Raw genomic sequence first — 13,044 nt, 5'->3', positions numbered from 1 at the left:
AGACTATTCTTTCAGCGCAGCGAGGCATTCGCTCACGCACTTGCAGCGCGGATGCTCGGAAATCGCCTGCAGCGATATATACTGCGCGCCATTCTTCAAGGGAGAGCCGTGTGGCCATCGATATTCACTGGATCCGCGACAACGATAGCCTCGGTCGGCATTGCACTGAATGGCAGCAACTACCTTTCGTTGCCCTCGACACCGAATTCATGCGGGTCGACACCTTTTATCCCATCGCCGGGCTGATCCAGATCGGTGATGGCGCGCGCGCTTACCTGATCGACCCGTTGACCATCGACAACTGGCAACCCCTGGCCGCGCTGCTGGACAACCCGGCAGTGGTCAAGGTCGTGCACGCCTGCAGCGAAGACCTCGAAGTCCTGTTGCGCCTGACCGGCAGCCTGCCGACGCCGTTGTTCGACACCCAGCTGGCCGCGGGCTACCTGAACCTGGGCTTTTCCATGGGCTATTCGCGGCTGGTCCAGGAAGTTCTCGGTATCGAGCTGCCCAAGGGCGAAACCCGCTCCGACTGGCTGCAACGCCCGCTGTCGGACACCCAGGTCAGCTATGCCGCCGAGGATGCGCTGCACCTGGCCGAGGTCTACAGCCGCCTGCGCCCGCAACTGTCCGACGACAAGTATGCCTGGGTGCTGGAGGATGGTGCCGAACTGGTCGCCAACCTGCGCCGCGAGGTCGACCCCAACGAGATCTATCGCGACGCCAAGCTCGCCTGGAAACTGTCCCGGGCGCAACTGGCGGTGCTGCGGGAACTCTGTGCCTGGCGCGAACGCGAGGCCCGTGCCCGCGACCTGCCGCGCAACCGGATCATCCGCGAGCACTCGTTGTGGCCGTTGGCCAAGAGCCAGCCGGACAACCTGGTGACCCTGGCCCGCATCGAAGACATGCACCCACGCACCGTGCGCCAGGACGGCGAGTTCCTGCTCGAACTGATCAGGCGCGCGGCCAGCCTGCCGATGGACCAGTGGCCGCCGGCGGTGCCCGAGCCCCTGCCGATCGAGGCCGGAGCGCTGGTCAAGCGCCTGCGCGCGGTGGGCCAGGCGGCGGCCGAGCGGATGAACATCGTGCCGGAACTGATGCTGCGCAAGAAAACCCTGGAAGCGCTGATCAAGAGCGGCTTCCCTGACGGACCCTATCAATTGCCCGATTCGCTGCGTGGCTGGCGTCGCGAATTGCTGGGCCAGGCCCTGCTCGACAGCCTGGCGACTGCCGGAGAACAGCCTTGAAACATATCTGCTCGATCTATCGCAGCCCCCGCAAGAACGAAATGTACCTCTACGTGCTCAAGAGCGAAGCCCTGGAGCGCGTACCGGAAACCCTCCTGCAGGTGTTCGGCAAGCCGCAGCATGCCTTCGACCTGGTGCTGACCCCCGAGCGCAAGCTGGCGCGCGAAGATATCCACAAGGTGCTGGAAAACCTCGACAAGCAGGGTTATCACCTGCAGATGCCACCGGCCGAGGACGAGTACATCGAGCACCTGCCCGAAGAGTTGTTGCGGCGCAATGACCCGGTCTGAGCCACACCCCTGAACGTCCCGGCCTATACGGGTTGATGCGAATCAGCCATACAGGGCACCCGGGCGCTCCATTTCAATGGAATGCATTCCGGCGGTCGCCGAGCACGATGGAGAGCGCTTCATCGGCGGCCGTCTGCACCGTTTTTGAAAGGTTTGAACCATGCGCGTTCTGATTGCCGAACACGACCACGCCGTGTATGCCCGCCTGCTGCGTCAGGCGCAGCCCGAACTTGAAGTCATGACCAGCGGCGATTCGGCGGTACTGTCGGGAATGGCGGCCGATTGCCCGGTCTGGCTCGGCCAGCCGGACCTGATGGCCAGCCTGTTGCGCCAGGGGCACCGGCCGCAGTGGCTGCAGTCGACCTGGGCGGGGATCACGCCGCTGCTGGCCGAAGGCCTGCCGCGCAACTACCGGCTGACCCGGGCGGTCGGCATTTTCGGCCAGTTGATGGCCGAGTACGTCCTGACCTACATGCTCGGCCATGAGCGCGAGGTGCTGGCGCGGCTGGTCAGCCAGGTCGAGCGCAAGTGGGATAACCGCACCGGCCTGGGGCTGGCGGGGCGCAAGGTGCTGATTGTCGGCGCGGGCGATATCGGCCAGAGCGTGGCGCAGTTCCTGCAGCCGTTCGGTGTCGAGTTGTACGGCATCGCCAGCGAGGCCCGCGAGCAGGCGCCGTTCATCCGGGTCGATGGCCTGGAGGCGCTGGGCGAGCGGGTGGGCGAGGTGGACTACGTGGTCAACCTGCTGCCCAATACGCCGGCGACCCATGACCTGTACGACGCTGCGATGTTCAAGCGCTTCAAGCCGACCGGCCTGTTCATCAATGCCGGGCGCGGCGTGTCGGTGGTCGATGCGGACCTGGTGCAAGCGTTGAAGGAGGGCCATCTGGCCGGTGCGGTGATCGATGTCTGCCGCCAGGAGCCGTTGCCGCAGCGCCACCCGTTCTGGACGGCCTGGGGATTGCTGCTGACCGGTCACAGCTCGGCGCCGACCTCCCCGCCGATGATGGTGCAGTTGTTCGTCGAGAACCTGCGGGCGTACCAGGCGAGCCAGCCGCTGCGCGGCGAAGTGCGGTTCGAGCGCGGTTACTAGGCCTGCGACTGCCATCTCCCACAGTTGATCGTTCCCACGCTCCGCGTGGGAACGCAGCCCGTGACGCCATGCGTCACAAGAGCGGACGCTGAGCGCCCAGAGAGGCGTTCCCACGCAGAGCGTGGGAACGATCGAAAAGCGTCAGAACCCTCTCGGTCAGCCAGCGTTTTCACTGCCGATTACAGGCTGAAATCACCCTCGGCCGCCAGTGCGCTCACCGGCTCGCGTGGGCTCGGTACTTCCCGGGCCTGCAGGTATTCGGCGAGGCTGGCCTTGTCGCCCAGCTTGCCGACCGCCACCGCCGCGTGCAGGGCGTAGCCGTCCGGAATCTTCAGCTCCTTGCGGGCCAGTTCCTGATCGAAGCCGGCCATGCCGTGGGTGTGCCAGCCGCTCTGGCTGGCCTGCAGGGCCAGGTAGCCCCAGGCCGTGCCGGTGTCGAAGGTGTGCCACAGGGCCGGGGTTTCCTCGGCGGCGCCAGGCAACTTGAAGGTGGTTTTCGAGATCACGATCACCAGCGCCGACGCATGCTGCGCCCAGCCGCGGTTGAACTCGTTGAGCAGGCCGAGGAAGCGTTCCCAGTTCGGCGTGTCGCGACGGGCGTAGAGAAAGCGCCATGGCTGTGAGTTGTAGGCCGATGGCGCCCAACGTGCGGCTTCGAAGAAGCTCAGCAGGGTTTCTTCCGGGATGGCTTCGCCGGTAAAGGCGCGGGGCGACCAGCGTTGGGTGAACTGGGCATCGATGGGATAGTCGGCGACACGTGGGTTGGCACTCATGGGCGATTCCTGACTGGAGTCCGAAGTGAAGGGAGTTGGGGCGACCCTGGCCGCTGGCGCGGTGTCCGGTCGTGATGCCCGGCCCGTCTACAGTCCGCTTCGTGCGGCGCGGAGGAGCGCTAATGGCAGTTGGCTAGCGGGCTTCGGGGCCATCAAAACTACTGCGCCCGGGCGCAGCTGACAAGCTTTCATCAACCGACAGTCGCCAATGCTTGGCCCTTTGCGGCCCGGGCACTAGACTGGCGACCTTTTCACTACCCGATGCAGATGTCTGAACCATGGCCGCAAAAGTCGAACCCTTCTGGATACGCAAGACCCTCGATCAGCTCGATCAGGAAGAATGGGAGTCGCTGTGCGACGGCTGCGGCCTGTGCTGCCTGCAAAAGCTCGAGGATGAAGAGGACAATAGCGTCTACTACACGCGGATCGCCTGCAAGCTGCTGGACCTCAAGACCTGCCAGTGCACCGACTACAGCAACCGCCGCGCTTCGGTGCCCGACTGCATCCAGCTCACGCCGGGCAAGGCCGACGAGTTCAAGTGGTTGCCGCCGACCTGCGGTTATCGTCTGGTCAGCGAGGGCAAGGACCTGCCGCTCTGGCACCATCTGGTCTGCGGTGATCGCGACGCGGTGCACCACGAGCGCATTTCCCAGTCCGGCCGGATGCTGGCCGAGGGCAGCGTGCCCGAGGACGACTGGGAAGACCATCTGATTTTCCGCGCCGGTTGATCGGCGGGTCCGAGGGAGTGTTTATGCCGGTGCGTTGCCGACTGTTGGCGGGGTCGCTGCTGTTGATGCTGGCCGGCTCCGCCTGGGCCGGGAAGAAAGTCGACCTGGATTACCACTTGCGCCTGTTGCCGCAGAGCGACCAGGTCGAAGTGCGCCTGACCCTGGCCCAGGGGGCGGCGGTGCGCAGCCTGGATTTCGACCTCGGCGCCCAGGGCTACTACACCGACTTCAAGGCCGACGGCCAATGGCTGACGCGGCCGGATCAGGCCGGCACCAGCAGTCGCGGCATCTGGCGTCCGGCCGCCGGCAAGGCGAGCCTGAGCTATCGGGTGAGCATCAGCCACCCGCGCCGCAATGGCACCTTCGATACCCGCATGACCAGTCACTGGGCCCTGCTGCGGGGCGAGGAACTGGTCCCACCGGCGCACCTGGACCAGCAGGACGGTACCGAGCTGGTGTCGCGACTGGACGTGGAACTGCCCAACGGCTGGAAAAGCGTCGAGACCGCCTGGCCGCGGATCGGCAGGAACCGCTTTCGCGTCGATAACGTCTCGCGGCTGTTCGACCGCCCGACCGGCTGGCTGCTGGCCGGCGATCTCGGCAGCCGGCGCACACGGCTGGGCGAAACCGAGGTGACGGTCGCTGCGCCGCGGGGCGAGGGCATGCGGCGGATGGATGTGCTCACGCTGCTGACTTTCGTCTGGCCCAAGCTGCAGGAGGTGTTTCCGCGCAACCCGGCGAAACTGCTGGTGGTCGGGGCCGGGGAACCCATGGTGCGGGGTGCCCGCGCAAGCCATGACTCGATCTACCTGCACAGCACCGGGCCGTTGATCGGCGAGTCGGGGGCCAGCCCGCTGGTGCGGGAGCTGGTACATGTCTTTGGCCGGATCAACGATAGCCACCGCAGCGACTGGATCGGCGAAGGCCTGGCGGAGTACTACGCCATCGAGCTGGTGCGACGCGCCGGGGGCATGAGCGAGGAGCGCTACCGGGCGGTGCAGGCGAAGCTGGCGCGCAGCGGACACAAGGTCGCCAGCTTGCGGGGCGAGCAGGTGAGCGGGGCGACGGTGGCCCGGGCGGTCTTGCTGCTGCAGGAACTGGACCGGGAAATTCGCCAGCAGACCGACAACCGGCACTCGCTGGACGACGTGAGCCGGGCGGCGATGCGCCTGGATACGGTGACCACCGAGGAGTTCATCCAGTTGAGCGAAAGCGTGCTGGGTGGGTCGTCGAAGGTGTTGGCGACCGACCTGCTGAAGTAAACCTTTTGGGTTTGTGGCGAAGCTGAGTACCTGTTCGCGGATAAATCCGGCTCCCACAAGGTATCGCAGCGATCAATATTCCATGAACGATGCAAAGCTGTGGGAGCCGGATTTATCCGCGAAAGGGCCTTACGGCGCGTCGCATGAATCAGGCCTTCGGTGTTTCCAGCGAATCGTTGCCCGTCACCGTCGCGGTGCGCGTCGCCATTTCGGCACTGGCCTTCATCTGCCGCAGCTCGTCCGCCGCCCGCTCGACCTTGCCACGCGCCCCTTCCAGGTCGCGACGGCCTTTCTCCAGCAGGCTCTTGGCCGAGCTGTGACCGGTGATGCCACGGGCCAGCGCGACGCCGCCGATGGCTACCTGGATCAGGCCGAACACACCGCCACGGCGCAGGCCCTTGCCGACCATGACCACGCCGCCAGCGAGGGAGCCGAGCCGCTCCCAGCCCTGGACGTTCTGTTGCGCTGCCGGGGACTGGAACGGCGTGGAGTCGATGCGCTGCAGGGTTTTTCTGTCGCTCATGATCTGTCTCCTCAAGTGGCGGGTGGATAGACTGCAGACTGCCGGAACCTGCGACAGGTTCCTCCAGGTACTCAGAACCTGGGGCCCGAACGGGTGTTGTTGCCCTTGGCCAGGCGGTCGTAGAGCACCACGTTGACGGTGGCGGCCAGGTTCATGCAGCCGGTGGTGGGGATGTACACCACGTCCTCGCACCAGTCGCGGATGTCCTTGTCCAGCGAGCCGTCTTCCGGGCCGAAGATGTACAGCGCGCGATCGGGATGGGTGTACTCCGGCAGCGGGCGGGCGCCTTCCACCAGTTCGACGGCGACCGGGATACAGCCCAGGGGCAGGATCTTCTTCAGGTCGTCGATGCCGATCAGCGGGATGTCCTGGTGCACCTTCTTGGTGTCGGTGACGAAATCCCGGGCCCGCTCGTAGCGCTTGCCGGTGTAGAACACCGAGGCCACGCCGTAGCAGCCAGCCGCACGCATCACCGAACCGACGTTCTCCGGTGACTTGGGGTTATACAAACCGATGCAGCTGTACCTTTTGTTTGCCACGAGCCGGGTGCCTTCCAGGAAAAAGACGCGAGTATACCGGCAACGCTGCCGGGCGTGATGCCTGTCGCGATCGAGGGCTGGAGGCTGCCCGCCGGGTGACGGGCTACGGTGCGGGGCTTACTCGTCTTTCTTCAACATCCCGGCCAGGGCGGCGAACGGGTTGTGGGTGGCCTTGGCGATCTTCGGGCTGCTCAGGGAGCTGTCGCCGAAATACTGCTGGTCGGTATAGCGCGAGTGTTCGTTGTCGTGGCAGAACAGGCAGAGCAGTTCCCAGTTGGAGCCGTCCTGCGGGTTGTTGTCGTGGTTGTGGTCGCGATGGTGCACAGTCAGTTCGCTCAGGCGCTTGCCGGAAAATTCACGGGCGCAGCGGCCGCAGACGTGCGGGTACATCTTCAGCGCCTTGTCACGATAGCCCATCTCCTTGTCGCGTTTGGCATCGGCGAGGATGCGGTCCAGCTTGGCGGTAGGGGAGGGAGGGTTGGTCGAACTCATGGGTTCACCTTGTCGAATGGATTGATGACGGTCATGCCGTGAAGTCTAGCGCAGTTCCCCGGCTTTTCGGTGAATGGCGCCGTGCGGCACGGGGCGCGGCGAGGATGGATTTCATCGGGAGGTGATTGAGCGAGGCAAAATGTTCGCGTTGCGAGTAGCCTGTAGCAGACAGATTGCTGGAGCTATCGATGAAAGGCATGACCCTGGCGGCCGTTGTGTGGGCCGCGCTGACGATGACGTCGGCATGGGCCGAGGACATTGCGCCGGCCCCCGTGACACCCGCTCCGGGCTCCCCGGGCACCGCGACCCCGACACCCTACCCGCAGGTCACCCCTCGCACGCCACCCAAGCCGGGCGAAGCCCTGCCGAGCATCGAGTTGCCGTCGCCGCCCAAGGACCAGACCCTGCCGGGCCTGGAGCAGAACGACAAGCCGGACAAGGCCAAGCCGAGTTCGAGTTAAACCTGCTGCGAGAGCAACTGCCCGTCGACCATGCGCAGGCGCCTGGACATCGCGATGGCGATGGCGCGAATGATCTTGGCGGCGATTTTCGGCGCTTCGTTGAGCATCTTTTCCAGGGAGTCCTTGCCCAGGTTCAACAACTGGCAGTGGCTGGCCGCGACGCAACTGGCCGAGCGTCGCTCGCCGTCGAGCACCGCCATCTCGCCAAAGGCCCGGCCGGCACGCAGGGTGGCGATCACCACGGCCTGGCCGGCCTCGTTGAGTTTCTGCACGTTGACGCTGCCGTGGTGGATGATGCACATGAAGGTGCCGGCATCGCCCTCGTGGAAGATTTCCTCGCCCTTGTCCACGCTGCTGATGCTGAAGTAGCCGGCGGCCGCCTGGCAGTCGGCGGGCAGCAGCTGGCTGAACAGACCGCAGTCCATCAGCATGTCGCGAATTTCGTTATTCAGTGAAGTCGGTTCTGACATGTTTCACGATCTATTGTTGTTGTCCGTTCCCGGCCCGGCGGCGCCGCGTCATGGTCTATGACCATGGCGCCGGGCAGAGTTCCTCAGGCGATGCCCAGAACCTTGAATACGAAGCCATATTCGAGCGCTACGTCACGCAATCCCTGATAGCGCCCGCTCATGCCGCCATGGCCGGCACCCAGCTCGGTCTTGAGCAGGAGTAGATGCTCGTCGGTGCGGGTCGCGCGCAATTTCGCCACCCACTTGGCCGCTTCCCAGTACTGCACGCGGCTGTCGTTGTAGCCGGCGATCACCAGCATCGCCGGGTAGTCCTGGGCGCGGACGTTCTCGTAGGGCGCGTAGGCCTTGAGCCGGGCATGCACCTCGGGTTCCTGCGGGTTGCCCCATTCGTCGTATTCGGTGACGGTCAGCGGCAGGTCGGGGTCGAGCATGGTGTTCAGCACATCGACAAACGGCACCTCGGCAATCGCCGCCTGGAACAGTTCCGGGCGCTGGTTGAGCACGGCACCGATCAACAGGCCGCCGGCGCTGCCGCCGCTGATCACCAGTTGTCTGGAGGTGGTCAGGCCCTCGGCGATCAGGTGTTCGGTGCAGGCGATGAAGTCGTCGAAGGTGTTCTGCTTGTGCTCCTGCTTGCCGGCGCGATACCAGGCTTCACCCAGTTCGCCTCCCCCGCGCACATGGGCGATGGCAAAGGCCACGCCGCGTTCGAGCAGGCTCAGGCGGGCATGGGAGAACCAGGGGTCGAGGCTTTCGCCATAGGCCCCATAGCCGTAGAGGTAGAGCGGGGTGGGCTGGCCCAGCAGCTCGCGCTTGACCACCAGGCTGATCGGCACCCGGGTGCCGTCCGGTGCGCGGGCCCACAGCCGTTGGCTGACGTAGGCGTCGGCATCGAACGGGCCGAGTACCGGCGTCTGCTTGAGTACAGCCTGTTCGCCATTGGCCAGGGTCAGTTGACGGACCTGGGCCGGGCGGTTGAGGGCTTCGTAGCGCAGGCGGATGCAGTCGCTGGTGAACTCCAGGCTGTCCTGCACGTAGAGGCTGTAGGCCGCGTCCGGCAGTTGCACGCGATAGGCCGGCAGGCCTTCGGGGCGTACCTCGATGATCGGCAGGCCGCCTTCGCGCAGGCTCAGGCACAGGGCCCGGGCGTTCAGCGTGACCCCTTCGAGCATCACCTGGTCGTTGTGGGGCACCAGCCGTTGCCAGTCCTCGCGACGGGGAATGCCATCGTCCGCGGCCTGGAACAGGGCGAAGTTGATGCCGTCCTGGTTGCTGCGGATGAACCAGCGCCACTGGCCCTGGTAGCGACCGTGGTCGACGGAGTATTCGTGGCCTTCGACCCGCGTCGCCAGGCAGGCGAAGGGCTGGTCCGGCGTGTCGGCGTCGAGCACCCAGGCTTCGCTGGTGGTCTTGCTGCCCAGCATCGCCACCAGTTGCCGTTCGGAGCTGCTGCGGTAGCAGTGCAGGAAGAAGCGGCCGTCTGGCTCATGCAGGACTTGCTCGGCACCCTCCTGGCCCAGCACATGGCGATACAGCTTGTGTGGGCGGTGGGTGTCGTCCAGTTCGCCGAAGAACAGCGTGCGGCTGTCGTTGGCCCAGGTCATGCTGCCGTCGCAGTCGTCGAAGGGCAGCTCGCTGACGCTGCCGCTGTCGAGTTCCTTGACGTACAGGCGGTAGACCTCGTCGCCGCTGGTATCCAGGCTGTAGGCCAGGCGCTGGTGGTCCGGACTGACGCTGAAGCTGCCGAGTGACAGGAAGCCGCCAGCGGCCAGCACATTGGGGTCGAGCAGCAGTTGCTCGGCACCTTCATCCACCGTCAGGCTGCCATCGGCCGGGCGTGGGCAGCGGTAGTGGCGGGCGTACTCGTCGCCGGCGGTGGTGCGGGTGTAATACAGGAACGGCCCCCAGGGCGAGGGCAGGGACAGGTCGGTTTCGAGGATCCGTCCCTTGATTTCCTCGAACAGCGTTTCGCGCAGTTCGGCCTGGTCGGCCAGTTGCGCCTTCTGGTAGCTGTTTTCGGCCTTGAGGTAATCGAGCACCGCCTCGCTGTCGCGCTCCTGCAGCCAGGCGTAGGGATCGGGACCTTGGTCCTTGCGGGCAATCGGGGCGCTGCTGATGGCGGCTTTGCGGGACATGGGCACTCTCTGTCTTGAGGATCGCTGACGGCGATGCAGCCGGGCCGGCGAAAAGCCGTTATCATAAGCCCCTCATTGCCAGCCTTGCCATGGACACCATGACCGAGAACGACTATCTGATCGCCTGGGGTTGCTACGCCTTTGCCGCCTTGGGCTGCCTGTTGGTGTGGTTTCGCCTGACCCGCTGGACCTGGCGCTGGTTGCGCGAGCCGCTGCGCCTGCTGGTGGCGGTGCTGCTGTTCAGCCCGACCATTCTCGACCCGGTGAAGGAGCGGTTCGCCCCGGCGGTCGCCATTACCGCCCTGGACCTGCTGTTCAAGGTCGGCAACAACGCCTGGCGCGCGGTCTCCGACCTGTTCATGTACCTGGTCATCGCCGCCGGCGTGTACCTGGTCTTCGTCCTGATCCGCTGGCCGCTCGAGCGTTCGAGCAAGGCCCGCAAGCTGCAGGCCGAAGCCGCTGCCGCCGCGGCCCGTGCCGAGATCGAGGCCGACGACCAGCCGTTCGCCGCCGAGCGCCAGGAGCGTCCACGCCGTCCGCCGCCTGCCGCTGGTGCCGGCCGCCAGCGGGTCGAGCCGCGCTTGTAGGCGCGTTGCAGCATTCAAGCGAGAGTCCGAGCATGTGTGAATTGTTGGGCATGAGCGCCAATGTGCCGACCGATATCGTTTTCAGCTTTACCGGGCTGATGCAGCGCGGCGGGCGTACCGGCCCCCATCGCGACGGATGGGGCATCGGTTTCTACGAAGGGCGAGGCTTGCGGGTGTTCCAGGATCCGGCGGCGAGCTGCGATTCGGAAGTCGCGCAACTGGTGCAGCGTTATCCGATCAAGAGCGAAGTGGTGATCGGGCATATCCGCCAGGCCAACGTCGGCAAGGTCTGCCTGTCCAATACCCATCCGTTCGTCCGTGAGTTGTGGGGGCGCAACTGGTGTTTTGCCCATAACGGCCAGTTGGCCGACTTCCAGCCGCGGCACAGCTTCTACCGCCCGGTCGGCGACACCGACAGCGAAGCGGCCTTCTGCGACCTGCTCAACCGTATCCGCGAAGCCTTTCCCGAACCGGTGGAAGTGGAGCAACTGTTGCCATCGCTGGTGGCCGCCTGCGCCGAGTATCGCGGCAAGGGTGTGTTCAACTGCCTGCTCAGCGACGGCGACTGGCTGTTCTGCTACTGCTCGACCAAGCTGGCGCAGATCACCCGGCGCGCGCCGTTCGGCCCGGCCCGCCTGAAGGACGTCGACGTGATCGTCGACTTCCAGGCCGAGACCACGCCCAACGACGTGGTCACGGTGATCGCCACCGAACCCCTGACCGAAAACGAGACCTGGACCCGCTACGAGCCGGGGCAATGGAGCCTGTGGCGACGCGGCGAATGCGTCAGCCAGGGCCGGACTGAACAAGGACACCCGTCATGTGGTTGAGTTACCTGCGCTTGATACTGTTTACCCTGGGGCTGCTGCTCGGTGTCCAGGTGCCCGGCTTTCTCAGTGACTACACCAAGCGGGTCGAAGCCCACCTGATCGAGGCGCAGACCAGCCTGCAAGGCTTCCAGAAGACCGCCGAGCAGTTCTTCGGCGGCGACCTGCAGAAACTGGTGGCGCATTACCGTGCCAGTGACGACCCGGTGTTCCGCAGCGATGCCGACAGCCTCGGCGGTCTGCTCAATCGCCAGCGCCTGCTGGACGACCAGTTCCAGGCGATGCAGGGCCCCTGGTACAAGCGCGCCTTGCAGGTGGCCTATGCCGCCGACCCGGCGATCCGCCAGGAAACCCTGCAGGGCTACACCTACCAGGTATTGCTGTCGCCCGAGGCGATCGGCTGGGCCATGGGCGGCGCGCTGCTGTTCTCCTTCGTGATCGAAGGTTTCTTCCGGCTGGTGGACTGGGTGGTGCTGGGCGGCAAGCGCCAGCGTGAGCGCCTGGCGCGGCGCGAGCGGGGCTGGTGATCCCGCCGCTGTAGAAGCGTGGCTTGCCCGCGAAGCTTTTAGCGGCCTTGAAGCCCCATTCGCGGGCAAGCCACGCTCCTACAGAGCCTTGTGCAGCCCTGGCGGTCACGCCTTCTTCAGCATCACATGCTGCTGCCCCATCTTGTCGGCATAATCATGCAGCACCTGTTGGCACAGTGCGACGATCTCCTCCACCAGCTCTTCGCCGACCCGCCAGGACACCACCACCTCCAGGTTCGGTGGGCGCTCCTGCAACGCCAGCAGGGTCAATTCGTCCCGGGCCAGTTCCTCGCTGACCAGCGCCAGCGGTAAGGCGCCGATCCCGAAGCCATCGCGCAGCAGGCGGGTGATCGCCGACACCGAGTTCACGCAATTGAGTCGTGGCGCAGAAACCCCATGGGCCTGCAGCAGGGCGAGCAGTTCCTGGTGCGGCCGGGAGTTCTTCGAGAAGGTGACGATCCGCTCCTGCGCAACATCCGCCAGGCTCGGGTACTCGCGGTTGTAGAGCGAATGGCTCGCCACCACCCAGCCCATCGGGTAGCTGGCCAGCTCCAGGCTGCGGATGGACTCCTGGCGCAGCGGGTCGGTCTGCAGGATCAGGTCGAGGAAGCCCTTGTGCAACTGCTCGGCCAGGTTCAGCGCGGTATCGGCCACCAGCTCGATCTCCACCCGCGGGAAGCGCTCGGTCATCTGTGCCACCAGCGGGCTGAGCCAGGTGTGGATCACCGTGTCCATCACGCCGATCCGCAGGCGGCCGACCTTGGTCGAGCCGGGTTCGATGGCGTGCTTGAGCGCCTGCATCGTATCGAGCATGCGTTCGGCGTGGTCGAGCACCTTCAGCCCTTCGGGCGTCAGCTTGACCCCGCGTGAATCGCGCAGGAACAGCTTGACCCCCAGTTCGCTTTCGAGCACGGCGATCCGGCTGGAAATGGCGGCCTGGGTGGTGAACAGCTTGTCCGCGGTCAGGCGAAAGCTCTTGAGCCGGGCGACCCAGACGAAGGTTTCGAGAAACTTGAGATTCATGCAATCAACTTTTCTTATGTCTGGGAACGGCTTTTATTAGTTGGACGCACCGGGCGGGCACCCTCGAGAA

At 65.3% G+C, this 13,044-nt stretch carries 16 protein-coding genes; 9 read left to right on the top strand and 7 right to left on the bottom strand.

The window, feature by feature from the left end:
• The first annotated feature begins 110 nt into the window (after positions 1 to 110).
• The 3 genes from rnd (at position 111) to ACM62G_RS04005 (ending at position 2,627) form a co-directional block, all read left to right on the top strand.
• A complete protein-coding gene (gene rnd / locus ACM62G_RS04015) occupies positions 111 to 1,244 on the top strand; it encodes a ribonuclease D (protein WP_054064028.1) in 1,134 nt (377 codons plus the stop codon).
• A complete protein-coding gene (locus ACM62G_RS04010) occupies positions 1,241 to 1,534 on the top strand; it encodes a YcgL domain-containing protein (protein WP_054061387.1) in 294 nt (97 codons plus the stop codon). The genes rnd and ACM62G_RS04010 overlap by 4 nt, the downstream gene beginning before the upstream one ends.
• A gap of 160 nt (positions 1,535 to 1,694) precedes the next feature.
• A complete protein-coding gene (locus tag ACM62G_RS04005) occupies positions 1,695 to 2,627 on the top strand; it encodes a D-2-hydroxyacid dehydrogenase (RefSeq protein WP_273819301.1) in 933 nt (310 codons plus the stop codon).
• A 179-nt stretch (positions 2,628 to 2,806) separates the two neighbouring features.
• Here the strand turns inward: ACM62G_RS04005 and ACM62G_RS04000 are convergent, their stop codons facing one another.
• Positions 2,807 to 3,400 (bottom strand): nitroreductase family protein, encoded by a 594-nt coding sequence (locus ACM62G_RS04000; protein ID WP_419736724.1) that lies wholly within the window; start codon positions 3,398 to 3,400, stop codon positions 2,807 to 2,809.
• Between the two features lie 278 nt (positions 3,401 to 3,678).
• Here ACM62G_RS04000 and ACM62G_RS03995 point away from each other — a divergent pair, with 278 nt between their 5' ends.
• Both ACM62G_RS03995 and ACM62G_RS03990 read left to right on the top strand, forming a co-directional pair.
• A complete protein-coding gene (locus ACM62G_RS03995; RefSeq protein ID WP_054061384.1) occupies positions 3,679 to 4,128 on the top strand; it encodes a YcgN family cysteine cluster protein in 450 nt (149 codons plus the stop codon).
• Positions 4,129 to 4,151: 23 nt separating this feature from the next.
• Complete coding sequence (locus tag ACM62G_RS03990; RefSeq protein ID WP_273819302.1) at positions 4,152 to 5,390, top strand: hypothetical protein; 1,239 nt, start codon at positions 4,152 to 4,154, stop codon at positions 5,388 to 5,390.
• A 148-nt stretch (positions 5,391 to 5,538) separates the two neighbouring features.
• Here the strand turns inward: ACM62G_RS03990 and ACM62G_RS03985 are convergent, their stop codons facing one another.
• The 3 genes from ACM62G_RS03985 to ACM62G_RS03975 form a co-directional block, all read right to left on the bottom strand.
• Positions 5,539 to 5,913, bottom strand: a complete 375-nt coding sequence (locus ACM62G_RS03985; protein WP_273819303.1) for a YgaP family membrane protein — start codon at positions 5,911 to 5,913, stop codon at positions 5,539 to 5,541.
• A 71-nt stretch (positions 5,914 to 5,984) separates the two neighbouring features.
• Positions 5,985 to 6,452: an RNA methyltransferase gene (locus ACM62G_RS03980; RefSeq protein WP_054064031.1), complete on the bottom strand. Its 468-nt coding sequence runs from the start codon at positions 6,450 to 6,452 to the stop codon at positions 5,985 to 5,987.
• A gap of 117 nt (positions 6,453 to 6,569) precedes the next feature.
• A complete protein-coding gene (locus ACM62G_RS03975) occupies positions 6,570 to 6,944 on the bottom strand; it encodes a YajD family HNH nuclease (RefSeq protein ID WP_054061381.1) in 375 nt (124 codons plus the stop codon).
• Between the two features lie 188 nt (positions 6,945 to 7,132).
• On the opposite strand from ACM62G_RS03975, the gene ACM62G_RS03970 reads away from it, so the two are divergent.
• On the top strand, positions 7,133 to 7,405 hold the full coding sequence (locus ACM62G_RS03970; protein ID WP_419736723.1) for a hypothetical protein: 273 nt from the start codon (positions 7,133 to 7,135) through the stop codon (positions 7,403 to 7,405).
• Here ACM62G_RS03970 and ACM62G_RS03965 read toward each other — a convergent pair.
• Both ACM62G_RS03965 and ACM62G_RS03960 read right to left on the bottom strand, forming a co-directional pair.
• Complete coding sequence (locus ACM62G_RS03965; RefSeq protein ID WP_054061379.1) at positions 7,402 to 7,875, bottom strand: cyclic nucleotide-binding domain-containing protein; 474 nt, start codon at positions 7,873 to 7,875, stop codon at positions 7,402 to 7,404. The genes ACM62G_RS03970 and ACM62G_RS03965 overlap by 4 nt on opposite strands.
• 83 nt (positions 7,876 to 7,958) lie before the next feature.
• Positions 7,959 to 10,010: a S9 family peptidase gene (locus tag ACM62G_RS03960; protein WP_419736722.1), complete on the bottom strand. Its 2,052-nt coding sequence runs from the start codon at positions 10,008 to 10,010 to the stop codon at positions 7,959 to 7,961.
• Between the two features lie 89 nt (positions 10,011 to 10,099).
• On the opposite strand from ACM62G_RS03960, the gene ACM62G_RS03955 reads away from it, so the two are divergent.
• Genes ACM62G_RS03955 through ACM62G_RS03945 form a run of 3 tightly spaced genes read left to right on the top strand, consistent with a single transcriptional unit; the run spans position 10,100 to position 11,951 of the window.
• Positions 10,100 to 10,597, top strand: coding sequence for a hypothetical protein (locus ACM62G_RS03955; protein WP_054064032.1), 498 nt, complete (start codon positions 10,100 to 10,102; stop codon positions 10,595 to 10,597).
• Between the two features lie 32 nt (positions 10,598 to 10,629).
• Positions 10,630 to 11,427, top strand: coding sequence for a class II glutamine amidotransferase (locus ACM62G_RS03950; protein WP_054064033.1), 798 nt, complete (start codon positions 10,630 to 10,632; stop codon positions 11,425 to 11,427).
• Positions 11,418 to 11,951: a DUF2937 family protein gene (locus tag ACM62G_RS03945; protein ID WP_419736721.1), complete on the top strand. Its 534-nt coding sequence runs from the start codon at positions 11,418 to 11,420 to the stop codon at positions 11,949 to 11,951. Before ACM62G_RS03950 ends, ACM62G_RS03945 begins: the two co-directional genes overlap by 10 nt.
• Before the next feature lie 105 nt (positions 11,952 to 12,056).
• Here the strand turns inward: ACM62G_RS03945 and ACM62G_RS03940 are convergent, their stop codons facing one another.
• On the bottom strand, positions 12,057 to 12,974 hold the full coding sequence (locus tag ACM62G_RS03940; RefSeq protein WP_419736720.1) for a LysR family transcriptional regulator: 918 nt from the start codon (positions 12,972 to 12,974) through the stop codon (positions 12,057 to 12,059).
• Positions 12,975 to 13,044: the final 70 nt, after the last annotated feature.

Origin of the sequence: Pseudomonas sp. COR18, assembly GCF_048568395.1 — a bacterium.
Lineage (GTDB): Bacteria > Pseudomonadota > Gammaproteobacteria > Pseudomonadales > Pseudomonadaceae > Aquipseudomonas > Aquipseudomonas fuscovaginae_B.
This window is presented reverse-complemented; position numbering and strand designations above follow the sequence as displayed.